At 70.0% G+C, this 20,893-nt stretch carries 21 protein-coding genes and 1 pseudogene; 12 read left to right on the plus strand and 10 right to left on the minus strand.

The features are described from left to right. Nucleotides 1–50 precede the first annotated feature (50 nt). A complete protein-coding gene (locus QM772_RS05110) occupies nt 51–1,058 on the minus strand; it encodes a GlxA family transcriptional regulator (RefSeq protein WP_415134372.1) in 1,008 nt (335 codons plus the stop codon). Between the two features lie 74 nt (nt 1,059–1,132). Here QM772_RS05110 and QM772_RS05115 point away from each other — a divergent pair, with 74 nt between their 5' ends. The 5 genes and pseudogenes from QM772_RS05115 (at nt 1,133) to QM772_RS05135 (ending at nt 5,216) form a co-directional block, all read left to right on the plus strand. After that, entirely contained in the window at nt 1,133–1,936 is an 804-nt protein-coding gene (locus QM772_RS05115) for a thioesterase family protein (protein ID WP_415134373.1), read from the plus strand. Between the two features lie 28 nt (nt 1,937–1,964). Then, nucleotides 1,965–3,164 (plus strand): multidrug effflux MFS transporter, encoded by a 1,200-nt coding sequence (locus QM772_RS05120; RefSeq protein WP_415134374.1) that lies wholly within the window; start codon nt 1,965–1,967, stop codon nt 3,162–3,164. A gap of 1 nt (nt 3,165) precedes the next feature. Then, a pseudogene (locus tag QM772_RS05125) lies at nt 3,166–3,627 on the plus strand (beta-ketoacyl synthase N-terminal-like domain-containing protein); the annotation flags it as partial. Between the two features lie 54 nt (nt 3,628–3,681). Next, a complete protein-coding gene (locus tag QM772_RS05130) occupies nt 3,682–4,452 on the plus strand; it encodes a class I SAM-dependent methyltransferase (RefSeq protein WP_415134375.1) in 771 nt (256 codons plus the stop codon). Further along, on the plus strand, nt 4,449–5,216 hold the full coding sequence (locus QM772_RS05135; RefSeq protein WP_415134376.1) for an alpha/beta hydrolase-fold protein: 768 nt from the start codon (nt 4,449–4,451) through the stop codon (nt 5,214–5,216). Before QM772_RS05130 ends, QM772_RS05135 begins: the two co-directional genes overlap by 4 nt. 81 nt (nt 5,217–5,297) lie before the next feature. On the opposite strand, the gene QM772_RS05140 is transcribed toward QM772_RS05135, so the two are convergent. Together QM772_RS05140 and QM772_RS05145 are read right to left on the minus strand one after the other, a co-directional pair. Further along, nucleotides 5,298–6,197: a ZIP family metal transporter gene (locus QM772_RS05140; protein WP_415134377.1), complete on the minus strand. Its 900-nt coding sequence runs from the start codon at nt 6,195–6,197 to the stop codon at nt 5,298–5,300. Nucleotides 6,198–6,238: 41 nt separating this feature from the next. Next, nucleotides 6,239–6,871 (minus strand): superoxide dismutase, encoded by a 633-nt coding sequence (locus tag QM772_RS05145; RefSeq protein WP_415134378.1) that lies wholly within the window; start codon nt 6,869–6,871, stop codon nt 6,239–6,241. 110 nt (nt 6,872–6,981) lie between these two features. Here QM772_RS05145 and QM772_RS05150 point away from each other — a divergent pair, with 110 nt between their 5' ends. Continuing rightward, a complete protein-coding gene (locus tag QM772_RS05150) occupies nt 6,982–8,415 on the plus strand; it encodes an aldehyde dehydrogenase family protein (RefSeq protein WP_415134379.1) in 1,434 nt (477 codons plus the stop codon). A 109-nt stretch (nt 8,416–8,524) separates the two neighbouring features. Here QM772_RS05150 and QM772_RS05155 read toward each other — a convergent pair whose 3' ends face one another. Continuing rightward, nucleotides 8,525–9,208 carry a DUF937 domain-containing protein gene (locus QM772_RS05155; protein ID WP_415134380.1) on the minus strand — a complete coding sequence of 228 codons (684 nt, stop codon included), beginning with the start codon at nt 9,206–9,208 and terminating at the stop codon, nt 8,525–8,527. A 60-nt stretch (nt 9,209–9,268) separates the two neighbouring features. Here QM772_RS05155 and QM772_RS05160 point away from each other — a divergent pair, with 60 nt between their 5' ends. Beyond that, nucleotides 9,269–10,030, plus strand: a complete 762-nt coding sequence (locus QM772_RS05160) for an SDR family oxidoreductase (RefSeq protein WP_415134381.1) — start codon at nt 9,269–9,271, stop codon at nt 10,028–10,030. 173 nt (nt 10,031–10,203) lie between these two features. Here the strand turns inward: QM772_RS05160 and QM772_RS05165 are convergent, their stop codons facing one another. Then, nucleotides 10,204–11,070, minus strand: a complete 867-nt coding sequence (locus QM772_RS05165; protein WP_415134382.1) for an EamA family transporter — start codon at nt 11,068–11,070, stop codon at nt 10,204–10,206. Nucleotides 11,071–11,145: 75 nt separating this feature from the next. Between QM772_RS05165 and QM772_RS05170 the strand changes: the two genes are divergently transcribed. Then, nucleotides 11,146–11,670 carry an Lrp/AsnC family transcriptional regulator gene (locus QM772_RS05170; protein ID WP_415134383.1) on the plus strand — a complete coding sequence of 175 codons (525 nt, stop codon included), beginning with the start codon at nt 11,146–11,148 and terminating at the stop codon, nt 11,668–11,670. A gap of 49 nt (nt 11,671–11,719) precedes the next feature. Here QM772_RS05170 and QM772_RS05175 read toward each other — a convergent pair whose 3' ends face one another. From QM772_RS05175 to QM772_RS05195, 5 genes are read right to left on the minus strand one after another with little or no spacing between them, the layout of a single operon-like run. Next, on the minus strand, nt 11,720–12,628 hold the full coding sequence (locus QM772_RS05175) for a LysR family transcriptional regulator (RefSeq protein ID WP_415134384.1): 909 nt from the start codon (nt 12,626–12,628) through the stop codon (nt 11,720–11,722). A 50-nt stretch (nt 12,629–12,678) separates the two neighbouring features. Then, the gene (locus QM772_RS05180) at nt 12,679–13,908 is read right to left on the minus strand and encodes a CaiB/BaiF CoA transferase family protein (RefSeq protein ID WP_415134385.1); all 1,230 of its coding nucleotides are present in this window, start codon (nt 13,906–13,908) and stop codon (nt 12,679–12,681) included. A gap of 11 nt (nt 13,909–13,919) precedes the next feature. Beyond that, entirely contained in the window at nt 13,920–15,014 is a 1,095-nt protein-coding gene (locus QM772_RS05185; protein WP_415134386.1) for an acyl-CoA dehydrogenase family protein, read from the minus strand. Continuing rightward, nucleotides 15,011–16,153 (minus strand): acyl-CoA dehydrogenase family protein, encoded by a 1,143-nt coding sequence (locus QM772_RS05190; protein ID WP_415134387.1) that lies wholly within the window; start codon nt 16,151–16,153, stop codon nt 15,011–15,013. The genes QM772_RS05185 and QM772_RS05190 overlap by 4 nt, the downstream gene beginning before the upstream one ends. Nucleotides 16,154–16,162: 9 nt before the next feature. Further along, nucleotides 16,163–16,963: a crotonase/enoyl-CoA hydratase family protein gene (locus tag QM772_RS05195; protein ID WP_415134388.1), complete on the minus strand. Its 801-nt coding sequence runs from the start codon at nt 16,961–16,963 to the stop codon at nt 16,163–16,165. A gap of 201 nt (nt 16,964–17,164) precedes the next feature. On the opposite strand from QM772_RS05195, the gene QM772_RS05200 reads away from it, so the two are divergent. The 4 genes from QM772_RS05200 (at nt 17,165) to QM772_RS05215 (ending at nt 20,886) form a co-directional block, all read left to right on the plus strand. Beyond that, on the plus strand, nt 17,165–18,148 hold the full coding sequence (locus tag QM772_RS05200; protein ID WP_415134389.1) for a tripartite tricarboxylate transporter substrate binding protein: 984 nt from the start codon (nt 17,165–17,167) through the stop codon (nt 18,146–18,148). A gap of 552 nt (nt 18,149–18,700) precedes the next feature. Continuing rightward, nucleotides 18,701–19,834: a GTP 3',8-cyclase MoaA gene (gene moaA, locus QM772_RS05205; RefSeq protein WP_415134390.1), complete on the plus strand. Its 1,134-nt coding sequence runs from the start codon at nt 18,701–18,703 to the stop codon at nt 19,832–19,834. Between the two features lie 3 nt (nt 19,835–19,837). After that, on the plus strand, nt 19,838–20,476 hold the full coding sequence (gene mobA / locus QM772_RS05210; protein ID WP_415134391.1) for a molybdenum cofactor guanylyltransferase MobA: 639 nt from the start codon (nt 19,838–19,840) through the stop codon (nt 20,474–20,476). Beyond that, entirely contained in the window at nt 20,449–20,886 is a 438-nt protein-coding gene (locus QM772_RS05215; RefSeq protein ID WP_415134392.1) for a GNAT family N-acetyltransferase, read from the plus strand. The genes mobA and QM772_RS05215 overlap by 28 nt, the downstream gene beginning before the upstream one ends. The last annotated feature ends 7 nt before the right edge of the window (nt 20,887–20,893 follow it).

Genomic DNA, 20,893 nt, shown 5'->3' on the forward strand with positions numbered 1-20,893 from the left:
CCCTGAAAACCCGCCGCTGGCGGGTTTTTTCTTCTCTGCGCCTTCAGGTATCAGATGCCGTGCTGGGCCTCCGTGCTCCGAGTGCGCATCCCTCGCGGCGAGTCACCCGCCAGACGGCGAAATACGCGCCGGAACGCCGCCGGATCAGCGTAGCCCACACGAGCCGCGACTTCGTCAACCGAGGCGCTGGTGGTTTCCAGGAGGTGCGTTGCATGCGAGACGCGCAACCGCTGGACAAGTTCATGGGGTGTCATGCCCAGCCCGGCATGCATGCGCCTGGCCAGGGTTCTGGACGAAACAGCGGCAACGCGGGCCAGCTCATCCAGCGTGATCTGCCGATCGAGGTTGTCGATGATGAAGCGCTCGACCTTCTGAAGGGCCGGATCGGACACGCGCAGGTGCTCCATCACCATGTAGCGAGACTGCGAGGGCCGGCTGTCGAGCACGAGGTAGCGGGCCACCCCCTGCGCCAGCGATGGGCCGGCGATGCGTGCGATGACCGCCAGCATCAGATCGGCATGGGCGAAGGCCGACCCTGCGGTCAGCACACGAGGCGCCTCGACCACCATCCGGTCCACTGCCAGAGAAACGGCGGGGAACCGGCGGGCGAATGCGGCGGCGAGCCACCAGGCCGTGGTCGCCCGCTGCCCGTCCAGCACACCCGTTGCAGCCAGCAGAAACGTCGCCGAGCAGGATGCGGCAAGCATCGCCCCCTTGGCCGCTGCGCGCTTCAGAGCCACGGCCCCACGCTGGGTTTCGTCCCGGGACAACAGCCCTTCGATCGACGCTCCGGTGGCGGCGAACCAGCCTGGCACGACCAGGACATCCGATGTTCCGATGCCTCGCAGGCTGAGTGCGCCATCGACGGCGACGGTGCGGCCCGCGCCGGACCGGACAGGATGACCGTCGAGCGACACAACGCGCTGTCGCAGCAGCTTGGCCGAGCGTGGAGCATCGGCCACACGATCGGAAGCCAATCGTGCGGCCGAGCCAACGATATCGATCCCTACGCACAGAGAGCTTTCGGCAACGCCGTCAAGCGCCAGATGGATGATCATGATGTCATTTATAGACCGAATATAGTCATTATTGACACTCAAAAAAAGAAGGCCGACTGCCTACGATGTCAGGCATGAACACCTTCAGCGCACACGCACGCCTTGCGCAAATTCATGAGGCATCAAGGCCCGGAGCGTTTATCGGGATGGACCCGTCGTGGTGGGGGTTCGGCGGCCTTCATGGCGGATTGGCATTGAGCCTGTTGACAGCCGCCATGCGCGACAGATCACAGGGGCGTGTCTTGCAGCAGGTCTCGGGCCGATTCCGTCGGGCGCTGCGGGCTCCCTTCTGCTTGGAGGTGCACGAGCCCTCCGCAGGAAAAACCGTGTCCTGGCTCGACGCGGACGCGGTCGAGGAAGGGCGCGTTGCCATCTCGGCAAGTGCTGTGTTCGCCGTACCAGGCCAGGAGGGCGCGCAGGCCATCGCGCCTCCGATGCCCGCCGCGCCACCATCGTTGCAGTGCCCGATCTTCACGGTGCCCCCTGAGTTCGTGCCTTTCGCGCGCCACACCGAAATCCGACCTGTGGGCAGTGCCCGGCCGTTTGGCGGCGCCGCGGAACCGGAACTCATCGCTTGGTTGCGCCTGGTCGATGACGACCTCCCGCCCGATGAAGCCAGGCTGATCGTGCTGATGGACGCGCTCGCGCCGTCCTACGCGGCGATATTGCGCACCCCGGTGCCCATACCCACTGTCACATTCACGGTGACACCCAGCAGCGACCTCGCTCAAGCGACCTCGCCCTGGGTACTGCTGCGCGCGCGCACCGACACCAGCCGGCGTGACGGCTGGCTCCTGGAACGCCTCGATGCATGGACACCTGATGGCGCGCATATCGGCTCGGCCGAGCAGTTGCGCGCCGTGATGGATCGGGCCTGAAACGGCCCAAAGCCACTTCAACAAGCGTATGACACCACAAGCCCATCCATCGAACCGCGCCGGCCTGGGCGTTCTGGCCTGCCTGGCCGCCCTGGCGATGCTCGCGACCAACATCATCCTGCCGACATTTCCCGACATCGGGCGCTCACTGTCCGTCGCCACCCAGAGCCTGGCCATCACGCTCAGTGCCTTCTTCATCCCCTTTGCGCTGGGACAGTTGGTGGTCGGCCCGCTCTCGGACCGTCTGGGCCGCAGAGGGCTGATGCTGGGCGGCTTGGCCGTTCTCGCCGTTGGCAGCGTCGTCTGTGCACTCGCCACGCGGCTGGACTGGCTGATCGCAGGTCGTGTCATTCAGGGACTGGGCGCCTGCGTTCCGTCGGTGCTGGCTCGCTCGATTGCCCGTGATCGCTTCGAAGGTCCGGCGCTGTCTCGGGCATTGGCGTTCATCATGGTGGCCATGGCGGCGGCCCCGGGGTTTTCGCCGCTGGCTGGTGGACTACTGAGCAGCGTCGCCGGCTGGAGCAGCGTGTTCTGGCTGGTCGCCGTGCTGACCGTGCTCATCGGATTCCTCTACACGATGCGGATAGGCGAAACACATCCTCCCGCCGCGCGGCGGCAGGTGTCCATTGCAGCCACCTTCACCAGCTACTTCCAACTGCTGCGCAACCGCCGCTTCATCGCGCCCGCGATGGCGGTGGGGCTGGCATCCGGTGGCTTGATGGCCTTTTTCGCTGCCACCCCCGCGATCCTGATGGATGGGTTGGCGCTGACCTCGATCGAGCTGGGCAACTTCTTCGCCGCCACGGTGTTCGTCGTCTTCGGCGCTGGAATCGCAGCACCTAAATTAGCCAGCCGTTGGAACGCGCCCTCCATCACGGCAGCAGGTTGCGCCATCGCGTTGGCTGGCGGAATCGCCTTGCTGGGTGCTCCAGAAGGATTGTTCAGCTTCAGCGTATCCATCAGCGTCTTCCTGTTCGGCGCGGGCTTGATCAATCCGCTCGGTACGGCGATGGCGTTGCAGCCGTTCGCGGCTCAAGCCGGCGCCGCATCCGCCCTACTGGGATTCCTGCAAATGGGCATGGCGACGCTGGCTATCACCGCGATGACAGCCCTGAACGGGTCGGCCTATCGATCCCTTGGCGGAGTGCTCGTGATGGGCATGGGTCTGGCGCTGATGTGCCTGCTGCTGTTCGGGAGAAGCGCACCATCGGCTGACGCTCGAACCTGAACCCCGATGCGCTTCCCCTTTCACGATTCCCAACTTTCTCGCCAACATGGCGGCAGGCGCCGTTTCGATCCGGCATATGGATTCAGGGGGCACTTGGCGCCCCGTCACCGCTTGTGCTGCCGGTGTGCAGGCCATCGGGGATGCCGCGCGCCTCATTCGCTGCGGCGAAGCCGACATGGCGCTGTGTGGTGGCGCCGAAGCCTGCATAGATCGCGTCAGCGCAGGGGCGTTTGCCGCGGCACGAGCACTGTCAACGGACTTCACTGAAACCCCGAGCCAGGCGTCGCGCCCCTTCGATCAGGCGCGTGACGGATTCGTCATTGCGGAAGGGGCTGGATTGCTCGTCATCGAAAGCCTCGAACACGCAGGGGATCGCGGAGCCCGTCCCATCGTCGAACTGGCGGGCTATGGCACCAGCGCCGATGCCCATCACATGACTTCGACGCCCGATGATGGACTCGGCTGCGGCTCCCGCACATGGTTCACAATGCCCGCTCCCCCCGGACGCCTGCATACCATGAACCCATCGGACAAACCCGCGCCCGCCGACCCTCTGCACGCGCCCCACCCGCCCCTCGCGCCCTACTACGGCAGCGAGGCCGAGCGCGCCGCGTTCCTGCGGCAGATCTTCGACGGCACCGCCGCCGACTACGACCGCGTGGAGCGCACGCTGGCGCTGGGCAGCGGCCCCTGGTACCGCCGCCGCGCGCTGGAGCGCGCGGGCCTGGCGCGCGGCATGCATGTGGTGGACGTGGGCTTCGGCACCGGCCTGGTGGCGGCGCAGGCGATCCGCATCATCGGCGACGCCGCGCTGCTGACCGGCGTGGACCCGAGCCCGGCCATGATGGGCGCGAGCCCCTTGGCAGGCCGGGTGAAGCTGGTGGAGGGCAAGGCCGAATCCATTCCCCTGCCCGACGGCTGCGCCGATTTCGTCAGCATGGGCTACGCGCTGCGCCACGTGGGCGACCTGGCCGCCGCGTTCGCCGAGTTCCGCCGCGTGCTCAAGCCGGGCGGCCGCGTGTGCGTGCTGGAGATCACCAAGCCCGAAGGGCGCGTGTCCAGCGCCTTGCTCAAAGGCTACATGCGCGGCTGGGTGCCGCTGGCGGCGCGCCTGTCGGGCGCCGCAGCGCAGACGCCGCGCATCTGGCGCTACTACTGGGACAGCATCGAAGCCTGCGCGCCGCCCGCGCGCATCCTGGAGACGATGCGCGCGGCGGGCCTGGTCGATACCGACCGCTACGTGGAACTGGGCGTTTTCTCCGAGTACCGCGCCCGGGCGCCGGGGTGACGCGCGGCGCCGCCGTGCTCGGCCGCCGCCAGGCCCTGGGCCTGCTGGCCGGCACGTTGACGCTGCCCGGCTGCGCGCAGCGCCCCCTGAAAGACCCCATGGACAGCCTGTTCGACCCCGCCGATCCCGCGCGCCGCGCCGACACCCTGCTGGTGCTGCTGCCCGGTGCCTACGACACGCCGCAGGACTTCGTGCGCCAGGGCTTCGTGCAGGCGGTGCGCGCGCGGCGCCTGGCCGTGGACCTGCGCCTGCCCGACGCCCACACCGGCTACTACACCGGCCGCCAGATCCGCGAGCGCCTGCTGAACGAGGTGGTGCGCCCGGCGCGCGAGCAGGGCTATGCGCGCGTGTGGCTGGCGGGCATCTCGCTGGGCGGCTACGGCGCGCTGCTGTTCGCGCGCGCGCACGGCGAACTGGTGGACGGCGTGTTCGCCATGGCGGCCTTCCTGGGCCGGCGCGACCTGCCCGCCGCCATCGCCCGCGCCGGCGGCCTCGCGGCCTGGGACGGCGAGCTGGCCGACGCCGACCCCGAGGACCTGGCCCTGTGGCGCTGGCTGCGCGGCTGCGCCGGGCCGCCGGCGCCCACGCACCCGCCGCTGTGGCTGGGCTACGGCGAGCAGGACCGCTTCGTCATGAGCAACCGCCTGGTCGCCGCCGTGCTGCCGCCGGCGCGTGTGCTCACCACCGAGGGCGGCCACGACTGGGTGCCATGGCAGCGCCTGTGGGGGCGCTTTCTCGATGCGCAGCCCTGGACCGTGGCGTAATCACGCGCCGCCGAAAACTACAGAAAACATAGCTGCCGGCGCTTGTCTGGCGGGCGCTGGAGGCACTTTAGGCACTGAATTTCAGCCTAACGCGGTATCCAGGAGCATCATCAGCACGAAACCCACCATCAGCCCGCCGGTCGCAAAAGCCTCGTGCCCCTTGCGGTGCGACTCGGGGATGATCTCGTGGCTGATGACGAACAGCATCGCGCCCGCCGCGAAGCCCAGCCCCCAGGGCAGCAGCGCGGCCGACCAGCCGATGACGGCCGCGCCCAGCACCGCGCCCAACGGCTCCACCAGGCCCGAGGCCATGCCCAGCGCCACCGCCACCGCGCGGCGGTAGCCGGCGGCCAGCAGCGCCACGGCCACCACCAGCCCCTCCGGCACGTCCTGGATGGCGATGCCGGTGGCCAGGGCGTTGGCGCGCAGGCCGTCGTTGCCGGCGTAGCCGACGCCGATGGCCAGCCCCTCCGGCAGGTTGTGCAGCGCGATGGCGATCACGAACAGCCAGGTGCGGCGCAGCTTGCGCGCGTCCAGGCCCTCGCGGCCCTTGATGAAGTGCTCGTGCGGCAGCAGCCGGTCCATCAGCATCAGCGCGGCGCCGCCCAGCAGGATAGAGGCGCCGACCACGCCGCCCGCGGCCCACGGCCCGCCGCCGCCCAGGCCCTGCGCGCGCGCCGCCTCCAGGCCGGGGATGATCAGCGAGAACGCGCAGGCGGCCAGCATCACCCCGGCGCCGAAGCCGAACAGCGTGTCCTGCACGCGCTCGGACAGGCGCTGCGAAAGCATCACCGGCACGGTGCCCAGCGCCGTCGCCAGCGCCGCCACCGAGCCGCCCAGCAGCGCGTTCCACACCACCGGCCGGGCGGCGGCGAACGCCCAGAACTCGGCGGCCAGCACCAGCGCGCCGGCGGCGGCGATGGCCAGGCCCAGCCATTCGCGCGGGCCCAGCGGCCGGGGGGCGGTGCGGATCTCGTTCATCGCGTCGGACTCCTGTGGCGGCATGAGGTGGCCGGTGACGCTCATCCGCGTGCAGCGGCGAAACGGCGGGCCACCTCGGGCCAGTTCACCACGTTGTAGAACGCGGCGATGTAGTCCGGGCGCCTGTTCTGGTACTTCAGGTAATAGGCGTGCTCCCACACGTCCAGGCCCAGGATGGGCGTGCCGCCGGAACCGATGCCGGCCATCAGCGGGCTGTCCTGGTTGCCGCTGCTCTCGACCAGCAGCCGGCCGTCCTTGCCCACGGTCAGCCAGGCCCAGCCGCTGCCGAAGCGCGTCAGCGCGGCCTTGGTGAAGGCGTCCTTGAAGGCGTCCAGGCCGCCCAGGCCGGCGTCGATGGCCTGGGCCAGTTCGCCGGACGGCGCGCCGCCGCCGCCCTGCCCGGCGGGCGCCATCACGGTCCAGAACAGGCTGTGGTTGGCGTGGCCGCCGCCGTTGTTGCGCACCGCGGTACGGATGCCCTCGGGCAGGCGGTTCAGGTCGGCGATGAGCCGCTCCACCGGCTCGCCCTCGTGCGGCGTGCCGGTGACGGCCGCGTTCAGGTTGTTGACGTAGATCTGGTGGTGCCTGGTGTGGTGGATCTCCATCGTCTGCGCGTCGATGTGCGGCTCCAGCGCGTCGAAGGCATAGGGCAGCGGGGGCAGCGTGTAGGGCATGGTTTTCCTCGGGTGGCGGATGGATGGCGGCAGGGCCGTATTTGCAAATGATAGTCATTCTTGATAAAACCCGCCAGACCCGGGGCCATGCGCCGGCGCACAATCGGCGCATGCAGCTCAACTTCATCGACAACGACCACCACGCCTCGTTCTCGGGCCGCATCCTGCCGGTGATCGACCCGTCCGACGGCCAGCCCTTCGACGACATCCAGCGCAGCGACGCGCGCGACATCGACGCCGCCGTGCACGCCGCCCGCGCCGCTTTCGACGGCCCCTGGGGGCGCCTGGCCGCCGCCGAGCGCGGCCGCCTGCTGATGGCCCTCTCGCGCCTGGTGGCCGAGCACGCCGACGAGCTGGCCGCGCTGGAGCAGCGCGACTGCGGCAAGCCCACCGCCCAGGCGCGCGCCGACGCCGCCGCGCTGGCGCGCTACTTCGAGTTCTACGCCGGCGCCTGCGACAAGCTGCACGGCGAGACGATTCCCTACCAGAGCGGCTACAGCGTCTTCACCTGGCGCGAGCCGCACGGCGTGACGGGCCACATCGTCCCCTGGAACTACCCGATGCAGATCTTCGGCCGCAGCGTGGGCGGCGCGCTGGCGGCGGGCAATGCCTGCGTGGTCAAGCCGGCGGAGGACGCCTGCCTCAGCCTCATCCGCGTGGCGCAGCTGGCGGCCGAGGCGGGCTTTCCGCCCGGCGCCGTCAACGTCGTCACCGGCTACGGCCACGAGGTGGGCGACGCGCTGGCGCGCCACCCGGGCATCGACCACATCAGCTTCACCGGCAGCCCGAAGGTGGGCACGCTGATCCAGCAGGTGGCCGCCGAGCGCCACTGCCCGGTGACGCTGGAGCTGGGCGGCAAGAGCCCGCAGATCATCTTCGCCGACGCCGACCTGGACGCCGCGCTGCCCGTGGTCATCAACGCCATCGTGCAGAACGCCGGGCAGACCTGCTCGGCCGGCTCGCGGGTGCTGATCGAGCGGAGCATCTACGACGCGGTGCTGGAGCGCCTGGGCCACGCCTTCACCCACCTGCGCGTGGGCCCGGCGGCGATGGACCTGAACCTGGGCCCGCTGATCCGCCAGAGCCAGCAGCAGCGCGTATGGGATTTTCTGAGCGACGCGCAGGCCGCCCACATCCCCGTGGTGGCCCAGGGTGTGGTGGTGGACGAGGCGCCCGAAAGCGGCTTCTACCAGGCCCCGGTGCTGCTGGCCGACGTGCCGGTGGACCACCGCCTGGCGCAGGAGGAGGTGTTCGGCCCCGTGCTGGCCGCCATGCCCTTCGAGAGCGAGGACCACGCCGTGCAACTGGCCAACGCCACGCGCTTCGGCCTGGTGGCCGGCGTGTGGACGCAGGACGGCGCGCGCCAGTTCCGCATGGCCCGGCGCGTGAAAGCCGGCCAGGTCTTCATCAACAACTACGGCGCCGGCGGCGGCGTGGAACTGCCCTTCGGCGGCTACAAGTCATCCGGCTACGGGCGCGAGAAGGGCTTCGAGGCGCTGCACGGCTTCACCGTGCTGAAGACAGTGGCCGTGCACCACGGCTGAATACTACGGTTTTCATAGCTGCCAGCGCTTTCCTGGCGGGCGCTAGAGGCCAATTTGATTCATAAAAAAGCCACGCGACCGCGTGGCTTTCTGATTACTGCCAGCCCGGTCAGCGGCGTCCGCCCAGCAGGCTGCCGCCGATCTTCATCAGGTCGCTCAGGTCCACCTTGCCGTCGCCGTTCTGGTCGAGCACGGCGTCCAGCAGCCCGCCGCTCTGCTGCTGCACCTGGGCATGCTCCTGGCCCAGCACTTGCCCCAAGCCGCCAGCGTCCATGTTGCGAGCGCTGACCTGCTTGGCGAGAAAGCCCATGACGATGGGCGCCAGCATCATCAGCAGCTTGCTCACCTGGGCGCCGTTCAGGCCGGTGGCCTGGCCCAGCCCGCTTTCGGCGCGCGGCTGCGCGCCGCCGAAGATGTGGCCCAGGATGCCGCCCGCATCCACCTGCCGGCTGGCCGGCGCGCCGCCGCCGAGCACGCTGCCCAGCAGGTCGCCCAGCCCACCCATGCCGGCGCCCGCGCCGCCCGAATTGCCACCGCCAAGCAGGCTGCCCAGCAGCCCGCCCAGGTCCATGCCGCCGGCGGCGCCCAGGTGGTCGCGCTGCAAGGCGCCGAACAGCGCGTCGGCCCCGCCGGGCGCCTGGGCGTTGCGGCCCATGGCGCCGAGCATCATCGGCAGCGCGGCGGCGATGGCGTTCTGCGCCGTCTGCGGGTCGGTGCCCAGCTGGCGGGCGATCTGCCCGGCCGGCGCGCCCTGCAGTTGGCCCAGCAGGCCGGAGATGAGGGAGTCGTTCATGGCAATGTCCTAGTGCGGAGGAAAATGACTGCCAGCATAACCCGAGGAGAACTGCAAAAAATGCGCGTCCGTGCCAAATCCATCATCGTTACCGGCGCCGGCGGCGGCATCGGCGAGGGCATCGCCCGCCGGCTGGCCGCCGAGGGCGCGGCGGTCATCGTGAACGACATCGACGCCGCGCTGGGCGAGCGCGCCACCGCCGCCATCAACGCCGCCGGCGGCCGTGCCCGCTTCGTGGCCGCCGACGTGACGCAAGGCGGCGACTGGGCCCGGCTGGTGCGGGCCGCGCAGGATTTCGGCGGCCGGCTGGACGTGGTGGTCAACAACGCCGGCTGGACGCACCGCAACCGCCCGCTGCTGGAGGTGGGCGAGGCCGAGTTCGACAAGGTCTACGCCGTCAACATGAAGAGCATCTACTGGAGCGCCATCCACGCCGTGCCGGCGCTGCGCGCGGGCGGCGGCGGCAGCTTCATCAACATCGCCTCCACCGCCGGCGTGCGCCCGCGCCCGGGCCTCACCTGGTACAACGGCAGCAAGGCGGCGGTCATCGTCACCAGCAAGTCGATGGCCGCCGAGCTGGGGCCGGACAACATCCGCGTGAACTGCATCAACCCGGTGTTCAACCCCGACACCGGCCTGTCGGCCGAGTTCGCTGGCGGCCCGGTGGACGAGGCGCGGCGCGCCAAGTTCCTGGCCACCATCCCGCTGGGGCGCTTCTCCACCGCGCTGGACGTGGCCAACGCCGCGCTCTACCTGGCCAGCGACGAGGCAGCCTTCGTCAGCGGCGTGTGTATCGAGGTGGACGGGGCGCGCTGCGTATAGGCCCCCCGTGGCTTCACGCGCTGCGCGCTGTCGCGCCTCCCCCCTCGAGGGGGCGCGCCCGCTGGCCGGGGGAACCCCGGCCAGGAGCGCACTGGCGTGGCCTGCTCCGCGGCCATTCCGCCCTCTGGATCGGATAGGCCGCCGGTGGCAAGCAGATATTGATCGGGCTCCAATCAGTCCCGCCGCCGCACCGTGAACGCGCTGCCCATCGACGCCGCCACGATGAGCCCGATGGCCAGCCACTGCGCCGCGCTCAGGCGCTCGTCCAGCAGGCCCAGCGCCAGCACCGCCGCCACGGCGGGCTCCATGCTGATCATGATGCCGAACGCCTGCGGCGGCAGGCGCTTAAGCGCCACCATCTCCAGCGAGATCGGGATGGCGCTGGACAGCGCCGCCACGCCCAGCCCCACCACCAGCACCGCCGGCGACAGCAGCGCGGCGCCCGCGTGCGCCACGCCCACCGGCACCACCACCAGCGCCGCCACCGCCAGGCCCAGCGACACCGAATGCCCCGTGGGCAGATGCCCCACGCGCTGGCCGAACACGATGTAGGCGGCCCAGCACACCGCCGCCAGCAGCGCGTACAGCACGCCCGCCGGGTCGAGCGCGCTCACCGAATGCCCCAGCGGCAGCAGCAGCGCGAGCCCGGCGACGGCCAGCAGCACCCAGACGAAATCCAGCGCCCGGCGCGAAGCCAGAATGGCCACCGCCAGCGGCCCCGAGAACTCGATCGCCACCGCCACACCGAACGGCAGCGTGCGCAGCGACATGTAGAACCCCAGGTTCATCAGCCCCAGCGCCGCGCCGTAGCAGACGATGGCCCGCAGTTCGGCCCGCGTGGTGCGCCGGCGCCAGGGCCGCCACAGCGCCAGCACCAGCAGCGCCGAAAAGCCCACGCGCACGGCCGTCGTCCCCTGAGCGCCCACCAGCGGAAACAGCGCATGCTTGGCCCACGAGGTGCCGAGGCCGAGAAAGGTGACCGAGCCGAACACGGCCAGCAGCGGAATCAGAGCGGGGGCGGAAAGACGCGCGAAAGGCATGGCGGCGAATGTAGTGCGCTACGCTTGCCGTTTCGGCTCGATTTCAGGGCCGTGAACGCAATTTCCGCTCGCCCCATGCCCGCGCTCGACGCCTTCGACCTCGCCATCCTGGACATCCTGCAGCGCGACAACACCGTGCCGCAGCGCGCCATCGCGCAGGCGGTGCACCTGTCCGCGCCCGCCGTGCAGCGGCGCATCCGGCGCCTGCGCGACAGCGGCGTGATCCGCGCCGAGGCCGCCGTGCTCGACGCCGCCCTGCTCGGCCGCCCGCTGACGCTGCTGGTGGAGGTGCACGTGCACGACGAGCACCCACGACGCACCGCCGGCCTGCGCCAGCGCATCGCCGCCGAGCCCGCTGTGCAGCAGTGCTACGCCATCACCGGCGAGGCCGACTACCTGCTGGTGATCACCGCCGCGACCATGGCCGACTACGAGGCGCTGATCGCTCAGCTGCTCGGCGACGACGACAACGTGCGGCGCTTCCGCACCTCGGTGGCGCTGGGCTGCCTCAAGACGGGGCAGCACGTACCCATCGACATCAATAGCCAAATCGGCCTCCAGCGCCCGCCAGTCAAGCGCCAGCAGCTATCGAATAAATAGTATCCAGCGGAAGGCCCTACAGCTGATGCGCCGGTGCCGTGGCGTTTCGTCAAACGCCCCAGAACAGGTTGTCGGCGTCGAAATCCGCCTCCTCCTGCACCAAGGCCACGATGGTTTCGACGACGCGCCGGTCGTCGTCCGCGCGCCAGACGAGGTTGTAGGGCTGGCGCGGCAGGGGCGCGGCGCTCTCCAGCGGCACCAGCAGGCCGCGCTCCAGCAGCGGCTGTACGTAGCGGCGCGGCTGAAAGCTGATGCCAACGCCGGCGATGGTCAATGCGATGATCGCCATGCGACTGTTGCACTGGATCGTCTTGCCGATGCGGATGCGGTGGGTGCTGGCCCAACTCTCGAAAGCCGCTGACAAGCCGGAGTCATGGGGATTGTTGATGACCGGGTGGTTCTCGAAATGCTCCGCCCGCAGCACGGTGCGACGCGGCAGCCGCGCGGGCGAACTGGTCCAGATGAACTCGATGTCGGCCACACCCCGGCCGCGCAGTTCTGGCCGGTTGACCGCCCCTGCGATGATCGCCACGTCGAGCTCGCCCCGAACCACGTCGTTCTCGATCAGGCGCGACAACCCCACCTGCGGCTCCAGCATCAGTAGTGGGAAGTCGCGTTCCACCCGCGCGACCAGGGACGGGAACCACGTGGTCGCGGTCAGCTCGGTGATGCCGACGCGGCAAGCCCCCTGCAATTCGTCGCGGGACTGGCCCGAGTCGGCGCGTATCTCGCGCTCCAGATCGAGCATGATCGCCGCCTTGTGCAGCAGCTTCTCCCCGGCCGCCGTGAGCATGGCGCGCCGCGCCGTGCGGTCGAACAGTTGCTGGCCGAGGTCCGACTCCAGCTCGGCGATGCGCTTGGACAGCGAGGATTGCGTGACGTGCAGGCGCTGCGCGGCGATGGCGAAGGTGCCCAGCTTCGCCGCCCAGTAGAACGCCTCCAACTGCTTCAATGTCATACGGCGTGGCCTCGCGCTGCGGTTTCAACGGCGGGGCGGGCACGGCCCCTTCATTCAGCCGGCGGCGGCGCTGCGCGCACGGCCTTTTTGGCCACGAGGCTGTCGATCTCGGCGTCCGAGTAGCCCGCCTCCCGCATCACGTTGATCGTATCCTGCCCCAATCGCGGCGCATGGTAGCGCAGCCGGAACGGCTCGGCGAACTGCACCGGGCTGCGCACCACGCGGTAGTCGCCTTCGGTCGGGTGCGTGGCGGGCTGAAACATCCCCACGGCCTGCAAATGCTCGTCCTGCAAAACGCCCTCCAGGTCGCGCACGGGCATGCAGGGGATGCTCACGCGGTTGCAGAATGCCTCCCACTCGGCGTTGGCGAAACGCGGGGCCTCCTCCTCCACCACGGCGTAGAGCTCGTCGATGTGCTGAACCCGGTCGGCCAGCACGCGAAAGCGCTCATCACCCAGCAACTCGGTGCGCCCGGTGAAGCGGAAGAAATCGGTCCAGTTGCCGTCGGAGTACGGCAGGATGCACATGAAGCCGTCGCGCGTGCGGTAGGGCTTGCGGAACTTGCTCATGACGCGCTTGAAACCGATCTCCCCAAGGGGCGGCTCGAAGGTGGCGGCATGCAGGTGCTCGACCAGCGCGAATTCCGCCGAGGTTTCCAGCATCGGCACCTCGATCGCCTGCCCGCCGCCGCCCTTGGCCTGTTGCAGCAGCGCCGCGACCACCGCGTAGGCCACCGTGTGGCCGACGATCTTGTCGCACAGCACGGTGGGCGCGAACATGGGCTGGCCATGGACCTGGGCGAACAGCCCGGCGATGCCGGAACCGGCCTGGATGACGTCGTCGTACGCGGCCCGGCCCGAGTACGGCCCAGCCGAGCCGAAGCCCACCGCGGCGCAGTACACGATGTCGGGGTTGACGGCGCGCACCGCCTCGTAGCCCAGGCCCAGGCGGTCCGCCGCCTGCTGCCGCATGTTGTGGATGAAGGCGTTGGCGCCCTTCAGCAGGCGCTTGAGCACCTCCATGCCCTCGGGGGACTTCAGGTCCAGCGAGACGCTGCGCTTGTTGCGGTTCAGGTTGATGAAGTAGCCCGCCATGCCCTCGTGGCGCAGCGGCTTGTAGTGGCGGGTCTGGTCGCCCGACGAAGTTTCGATCTTGATCACCTCGGCGCCCATATCGGCCAGGATCCGGGTCGCGTAGGGCCCCAGGACGACCGTGGTTGCGTCGATGATGCGCACGCCCTGCAAGGGGCCGTTCTTGAAGGAGGAAGGTGCGGTCTTCATGGGATCGGGTGTCAAAGGGCCGTGAGCATGGGCCACAGGCTGTGCCCGTCTGCCGCGCACGCGCGCGCGCCGATCTGGTGGTTCCAGTACGCCTCCGTGCCGAATTCATCGCGCCAGGCCCAGAGGCGGCGCGTGAACTGGTGCAGCACGTGCTCCTGCGTGAACCCCATGGCGCCGTGCACCTGGTGGATGAACGCGGCCACCCTGCCGGCGGCCTCGCCGCAGCGGGACTTGGCCACGGCGGCGGCGAACACGCCGTCGGGCGTCGGCGCCGGCCGCCAATGGTCCACCGCCAGGCTGGCGGCATTGACGGCGGCGGAGACTTCCGCCGCGGCTTCCACCAGCATGTCCTGCACGGGCGTGAAGCGCGAGATCGGCCGGCCGAACTGCACCCGCTCCTGCGCGTATTGCAGCCCCAGCGCCAGGCAGCGCTGCATGGCGCCCACCATCTGCACCGATCGCAGCACGGCACCCACGGCCTGAAGCGCGCGCTGATCGCGCACGTCCCATGGCTGGCAATGGTCTGGCGGGACCGGAACGCTGCCCAGGCTGAATGCGCAGGGCGTCTCGAACGACAGGGCACGCACCGGACGCGGCGCGAGCTTCTGCACGTCCAGCAGCACGAGCGCATGGGCATCGTCGCGCCTATGGGCCTGCACCAGCAGCAGCGCGCCAGGCGCGCCGCCGAAAGCCACGGAACCCGTCTCGCCCGTCAGGGAGGACGTACCGCCATCGAGCCGCAGCGCAGGCGCGCGCACGTGCGCGCCCACACCCAGGAGCACCGGCCGATCCGCCACCAGGCCCGGGTCGCCCCCGGCCGCCGTCCAGAGTCCGCGACCCGCCATGGTTTCGGCCAGCGGCAACGGAACGCCCCGATATCCGCTCAGGCGGACGACGTCGAACGCGGCGCCCGAAGGCAGGCCGACGCCGCCCTGCGCTTCGGCGACCAGGGCCGATGGCCAGCCGGCATCCTCCACCTGCTGCCACAGGGCGGGCAGCCATTCGCCCATGCTGGCGCGCTCGATGGCTTCGGGTGTCATCAGCTCGCGGAACTGGCGCTCCGCCTGCTGGTTCACCATCGCCGTGAGTTCGTCTCGTTCGCTCATCGCAGCCCCATCCCTCGCGCGATCACGCCACGCAGAATTTCGCGCGTGCCGCCGCGCAGGGTGAAGCTGGGCGCGGCCAGCGTCACGTGCCGCAGCGCGTCGGCGAAACGCTGCCCGGCCTCGCCCTGCTGGCCGGTATCCACCAGCAAGCGGGCGATCTCCGGAATCTCGCGTTCGAAGCCCGTGCCCACGTGCTTCACCAGCGCTGCTTCCACCTGGGGGTTGGCGCCCTGCTCCAGCAGGCCGGCGATGCCGGTGGACATCCGCCGCAGCGTTGCCGCGTGGGCCACCAGGCGCCCGATCTGCGCGGCCTGCTGCGCATCGGGCTCATGGCCGACGGCATCCACCAGGGCGACCAGCAGCTGCCACGCGCTCAGGAACCGGTCCGGACCGCTGCGCTCGTAGGCCAGCTCGGCGGTCACCATGCGCCAGCCGGAGCCGGGCTCGCCGATCAGCATGTCGTCAGGGACGAAGTAGTCCTCGAAGTGCACCTCGTTGAATTCGTGATGCCCCGACAGATCCCGGATCGGCCGCACGGTGATGCCGGGCTGGCCGGTGGCCGTGATCATCTGCGTCAGCCCCTCGTGCTTGCCGGCGCCCGGCTCGGCCGTGCGCACCAGGGTGATGAGGTAGTCCACCTGATGGGCATTGGTCGTCCACACCTTGGTGCCGTTGATGCGCCAGCCCCCCTCCACCCGGGTGGCCCTGGTGCGCACCGCGGCCAGGTCGGAGCCCGAGTCGGGCTCGCTCATGCCGATGCCGAAGGCGCACTCGCCGCGCGCGATGCGCGGAAGGATGTCCTGCCTGGCGCGCTCCGACCCGTGCCGGAGGATCTGCGGGCCGGACTGCCGGTCGGCGATCCAGTGCGCCCCGCAGGGCGCGCCGGCGGCCAGCATCTCCTCCACCACCACGTAGCGCTCCAGCGCCGTGGCCTCCTGCCCGCCATAGGCGCGCGGCCAGGTCATGCCGATCAGGCCCGCGGCCCCGGCACGGCGGCTGAAGCCGCGGTCGAAGGTGGTCCACGTCACTTCCCAGGGCTTGAAGCTGCCACGCTCCACTTCGGCGGCGAGAAACGCCCGCACCCGCTGCCGCGTGGGCTCGCAGGCCGAGAGGTCCGGCGGCTGGTTGAACTCGAACATCGCCTCCCCTCACCGGCCCGTGAACACGGGCTTGCGCTTTTCCAGGAACGCCCGCACTGCTTCGTCGTGGTCCGAGGTGTAGTGCGCCAGCGCCTGGTAGGCCGCCGCCATCTCCAGCGACGAGGCCAGCGACACGGAAACGCTTTCGCGCAGCAGCCGCTTGGTGAGGCGCACCGTGCGCGACGGGTTGGCGCTGATGCGCGCCGCCAGATCGAGCGCCTGCGGCATCAGCTCATCCGGCGGCACCACGCGCGAGACCAACCCCAGCGCCAGCGCATGGGCGGCGTCGAAGGTGTCGCCAGTCAGCATCATCTCCATCGCCTTCGGCTGGCCGATGGTGCGCGCCAGCAGCCAGGCCCCGCCATCGCCCGGCACGATGCCCAGCTTGACGAAACTGCTGGCGAAGGTGGCCCGCTCGGACGCGAGGCGGATGTCGCACATGCACGCCAGGTCCAGCCCGGCGCCGATGGCCGGGCCGTTCACCGCGGCGATGGTCGGCACGTCCAGCTCGTACAGCGCCAGCGGGATCTGCTGGATGCCGTTGCGGTAGGCATCGCGGATGTCGGCGGGCGAGCCGGCGGAAAAGCCCTTCTTGTCCCGCATGTTCTTGAGATTGCCGCCGGCGGAAAAGGCCGAGCCCGCGCCGGTCAGCACCAGCGCCGTCACGCCCGGTTCGCGCCGAATCTGCGCGCACAGCTCGACGAATTCGAGCATCTGGTGCTCCTCGGTCAGCGCGTTGCGCTCGTCGGGCCGGTTCATGGTGGCCACCACCACCCCGCCCATCCTGTCGATGCTCAGAAATCCGCTCATTGGCGCTCCTTGTTGTCTCCTGCGGCGCAGTGTAGGAAGCCCCAATCAGTCTGAAAAGCGATATTTATGAATGTTCTCAAAGTCGCTTTTTGAACACCATCGGTGTCCCAAAACGACTGTCTTCTATTGAATAAATATCGCTTTCGCTACTGTGTGGATCGATTCAAGATTCGGCGCCCTTACGACAACTCCGGAGACACCATGACGTTCAGCCCCCCCCTTCATCGCTCGATCCTCGCGGCCGCCGCGGCCCTTCTGGCCGGCGTCGCGGCTGCGCCGGCGCACGCCGCCTGGCCCTCGGATGCGCCGATCAACATCATCGTCGGGTTCGCACCCGGCGGCACCACCGACGTGATGGCGCGCAACCTGGCGCCCTTCATCGCCAAGCACCTCGGCGACAACGCCTCCTTCGTCGTGCAGAACCGGCCGGGGGCCTCGGGCGAGATCGCCATCAACTCGGTGATGCGCGCCAAGCCGGACGGCTATTCCCTGGTGGTGGTCAATCTGCCGGGCTATTTTTTCGTGCCGATGTACCGCAAGTCGTCGTACACCACGAAGGACCTGACTCTGGTCGCGCGCCTCGTCAGCGACCCGACGATCATGGTGACGCGCAAGGACAGCCAGCTGACCGACCTGCGGCAGGTCGTGAGCCACCTGAAAACCGCGCCGTCGTCCTATTCGGCCGGCCACAACGGCCTGGGCACCAACGGGCACCTGGCCATGGCCCAGTTGGAAAACGCCGCCAGCGTGAAGTTCAATGCCATTCCGTTCAACGGCTCGGCGCAGCAGAAGGCCGCCCTCACGACCAGCACCCTCGACATCGCCTTCCTGGCCGCCTCGGAAGTGCCTGACCCCGAGAACGAAGCCACGCCCGTGCGCCTGCTGGCCCAGTTCACCAAGGGCAAGGTGCAGCGCATCGCCAGCACGCCGACCACGTTCGAGCTGGGCTTGCCGGTCGAAATGATGGCCGAGCGCGGCATCGCCGCGCCCAACGGCGTGCCGGCCATCATTCGCGCCCGGCTCGAAAAGGCGATCGAAGCCGCCCTCAAGGACCCGGAGTACGTCAAGACGGCTCGCAACGACGCGCCTTTCCTGTCGTTCCTCGGCGGCGCCGAATGGACCAAGGCCGTCGAACAGGCGCAAAAATCCTACGAGCCGATCGCGCGCGCACTGCCCAAGGAATAAGACGACCTGAACGCGTGTCGCGGCCGTTGCGTGACGCCGGTATCGATGCGCGTGCCGGTCACAGCCAGCGCGCCAGTTCCGCCACGTCCTCGGCGAAGAGCCGCCCCTTCTCGGCCTGCGCCACGCGCCCGTCCTTGCCGCGCACCACGGTGACGGGCAGGCCGTCGGGCTTGCCGTGGATGCCCGCCGGTTCGGCGGCTCATCCACGCGCACGGAAAGGGGCAGCTCTTCTTTTGCAGGTAGGCCGCGGCGATCTCGGGCGTCTTGTCGATCGACGGCACCAGCATCCGCAGGCCCCGGCCCTGCCGCGCCGCCCACAGCTTCCGCATCCCGGGGCTCTGCCGGACGCGGAACGGGCACCAGCTGGCCTACCAGTACAGCACCAGCACGCGGCCCTCGGCCTCGGCCGGCTCGAAGCGGCCGCCGCCCAGCAGCGGTGCCGACGCCAACGGCAGCGGCGGCGGACCTCCACCAGCGGCGGGCAAGGCGCATGGCAGGGGCTCTCGCGGACGAGGAGAACGGTGGCAAGCCCTGGCCGATAATTCCGCGCACATGGCCGAACGCGTCATCCCGCTCGTCGATCACCGCGCCGCCGCGCTGCCGCCGCCCCTCGCGCGCGCGCCCGTCGCCGCGGGCACGCTGCGGGATGCGCGCGGGCGCCCGCTGCGCGACCTGCGCATCAGCGTCACCGACCGCTGCAACTTCCGCTGCAGCTACTGCATGCCCAAGGACGTGTTTGACAGCAGCTACGCCTACCTGCGGCACGCCGACCTGCTCAGCTTCGAGGAGATCGCCCGGCTGGCCGGCCTGTTCGCCGCGCGCGGCGTGACCAAGTTGCGCATCACCGGCGGCGAGCCGCTGCTGCGCAAGGGCATCGAGCACCTGGTCGGGCTGCTGGCCGCGCTGCGCACGCCCGGCGGCCGCAAGCTGGACCTCACCCTCACCACCAACGGCTCGCTGCTGGCACGCAAGGCGCGGGCGCTCAAAAGCGCGGGACTGGACCGCGTGACCGTGAGCCTGGACGGCCTCGACGACGCCGTGTTCCGCACCATGAACGACGTGGACTACCCCGTGGCCGAAGTGCTGGCCGGCATCGACGCCGCGCAGGCGGCGGGGCTGGCGCCGATCAAGGTCAACATGGTGGTCAAGCGCGGCGCCAACGACGGCCAGATCCTGCCCATGGCGCGGCACTTCCGCGGCAGCGGCGTGGTACTGCGCTTCATCGAATACATGGACGTGGGCGCCACCAACGGCTGGCGCATGGACCAGGTGCTGCCCTCGGCCGAGGTGCTGCGCCGCCTGCAAACCGAGTACGCCCTGGTGCCGCTCGCCGCCAGCGCCCCCGGCGAGACCGCCGGGCGCTGGGGCTACGCCGGCGCCGACGGCCGGCACGACCCGGCGCTGGGCGAGGTCGGTTTCATCAGCAGCGTCACGCATGCCTTCTGCGGCGACTGCAACCGCGCCCGCCTGTCGATGGACGGCAAGCTGTTCCTGTGCCTGTTCGCCAGCCAGGGCTACGACCTGCGCGCCCTGCTGCGCAGCGGCACCCCCGACGAGCTGATCGACGCCGCCCTGGCCGCCATCTGGCAGGGCCGCGCCGACCGCTACAGCGAGCTGCGCGCCAGCCTGCCGCCCGAGGCCGCGCACGCGCTGCGCCGCGTCGAGATGAGCTACATCGGAGGCTAGAGCTTGCCGGCTGCCATCACCGCCCTCCTGCTGGCCGGTGGCCGCGGTACGCGCATGGGCGGGGTGGACAAGGGACTTCAAGCCTTCAACGGCACGCCGCTGGCGCTGCACGCGCTGCGGCGGCTGCGCCAGCAAACGCTGCCGCCCGCCGAGCTGGCGATCAACGCCAACCGCCAACGGGACGACTACCGCGCCTTCGGCGTGCCCGTGTGGCCCGACAGCCTGCCGGGCTTCCCCGGCCCGCTGGCCGGCTTCCTGACCGGGCTCGCGCACTGCCGCACGCCGCTGCTGCTGACGCTGCCGTGCGACGTGCCGCGTTTTCCGCTATCGCTTTGCGAGCGGCTGGCGCAGGCGCTGCAAGCGCCGGGGGCCGATATCGCCGTGGCATCCACCGAGCGCGCGCAGCCGGTGTTCTGCCTGATGCGCGCGGGCACCGGCCTGCACGATGACCTAACGACCTATCTGGCCGAAGGCGGCCGGCAGGTCGAGGCGTGGACGGCGCGGCACCGGCGCGTCGTCGTGCCGTTCGACGACCCGCGCGCCTTCGCCAACGCCAACACGCTGCCAGAATTGCGCGCGCTCGAACGACAGACACCGACCGGCGGAGACAACCCATGCCCCCACCCACCATCCGCCTGCTGACCGACGCCGACCTGCCCGCCGCCACCTACGCCACGCGCCTGGGCCAGCCACCCGACGACCACTTCATCCTCGGCGCCTTCGCGCCCGACGGCAGCATGCTCGGTGCCGTGGTGTGCGAACGCGAAGCCAAGCTCAAGAAGCGTCATGAGGCCGCGCTGGTCGGCATGATCATCGCCCCGCCCGCGCGCCGCCAGGGCATCGGCAAGGCGCTGCTGGCGGCGTTCGACCAGCTCGTGCGCAAGCTGCCGGGGCTGGAGCAGATCGTACTGAGCGTCACCGCCAGCAACGCCCAGGCCATCCGCCTGTACGAAGGCGCAGGCTTCGTGCGCTACGGCTTGCAGCCACGCGCCCTCAAGGTCGATGGCCGCTACCACGACAAAGTGCCGATGATCAGGATGCTCACCGATTGATAGCTGC

It is taken from the genome of Ottowia sp., assembly GCF_047601385.1.
In the GTDB taxonomy this organism is placed as follows: Bacteria; Pseudomonadota; Gammaproteobacteria; order Burkholderiales; family Burkholderiaceae_C; genus Ottowia.

What these genes read in the sequence shown, in the direction of transcription:
- QM772_RS05110 (WP_415134372.1), bottom strand. Translation starts at nt 1,058, where the DNA reads ATGATCATCCATCTGGCGCTTGACGGCGTTGCCGAAAGCTCTCTGTGC.
- QM772_RS05115 (WP_415134373.1), top strand. Translation starts at nt 1,133, where the DNA reads ATGAACACCTTCAGCGCACACGCACGCCTTGCGCAAATTCATGAGGCA.
- QM772_RS05120 (WP_415134374.1), top strand. Translation starts at nt 1,965, where the DNA reads ATGACACCACAAGCCCATCCATCGAACCGCGCCGGCCTGGGCGTTCTG.
- QM772_RS05130 (WP_415134375.1), top strand. Translation starts at nt 3,682, where the DNA reads ATGAACCCATCGGACAAACCCGCGCCCGCCGACCCTCTGCACGCGCCC.
- QM772_RS05140 (WP_415134377.1), bottom strand. Translation starts at nt 6,197, where the DNA reads ATGAACGAGATCCGCACCGCCCCCCGGCCGCTGGGCCCGCGCGAATGG.
- QM772_RS05145 (WP_415134378.1), bottom strand. Translation starts at nt 6,871, where the DNA reads ATGCCCTACACGCTGCCCCCGCTGCCCTATGCCTTCGACGCGCTGGAG.
- QM772_RS05150 (WP_415134379.1), top strand. Translation starts at nt 6,982, where the DNA reads ATGCAGCTCAACTTCATCGACAACGACCACCACGCCTCGTTCTCGGGC.
- QM772_RS05155 (WP_415134380.1), bottom strand. Translation starts at nt 9,208, where the DNA reads ATGAACGACTCCCTCATCTCCGGCCTGCTGGGCCAACTGCAGGGCGCG.
- QM772_RS05160 (WP_415134381.1), top strand. Translation starts at nt 9,269, where the DNA reads ATGCGCGTCCGTGCCAAATCCATCATCGTTACCGGCGCCGGCGGCGGC.
- QM772_RS05165 (WP_415134382.1), bottom strand. Translation starts at nt 11,070, where the DNA reads ATGCCTTTCGCGCGTCTTTCCGCCCCCGCTCTGATTCCGCTGCTGGCC.
- QM772_RS05170 (WP_415134383.1), top strand. Translation starts at nt 11,146, where the DNA reads ATGCCCGCGCTCGACGCCTTCGACCTCGCCATCCTGGACATCCTGCAG.
- QM772_RS05175 (WP_415134384.1), bottom strand. Translation starts at nt 12,628, where the DNA reads ATGACATTGAAGCAGTTGGAGGCGTTCTACTGGGCGGCGAAGCTGGGC.
- QM772_RS05180 (WP_415134385.1), bottom strand. Translation starts at nt 13,908, where the DNA reads ATGAAGACCGCACCTTCCTCCTTCAAGAACGGCCCCTTGCAGGGCGTG.
- QM772_RS05185 (WP_415134386.1), bottom strand. Translation starts at nt 15,014, where the DNA reads ATGAGCGAACGAGACGAACTCACGGCGATGGTGAACCAGCAGGCGGAG.
- QM772_RS05190 (WP_415134387.1), bottom strand. Translation starts at nt 16,153, where the DNA reads ATGTTCGAGTTCAACCAGCCGCCGGACCTCTCGGCCTGCGAGCCCACG.
- QM772_RS05195 (WP_415134388.1), bottom strand. Translation starts at nt 16,963, where the DNA reads ATGAGCGGATTTCTGAGCATCGACAGGATGGGCGGGGTGGTGGTGGCC.
- QM772_RS05200 (WP_415134389.1), top strand. Translation starts at nt 17,165, where the DNA reads ATGACGTTCAGCCCCCCCCTTCATCGCTCGATCCTCGCGGCCGCCGCG.
- moaA (WP_415134390.1), top strand. Translation starts at nt 18,701, where the DNA reads ATGGCCGAACGCGTCATCCCGCTCGTCGATCACCGCGCCGCCGCGCTG.
- QM772_RS05215 (WP_415134392.1), top strand. Translation starts at nt 20,449, where the DNA reads ATGCCCCCACCCACCATCCGCCTGCTGACCGACGCCGACCTGCCCGCC.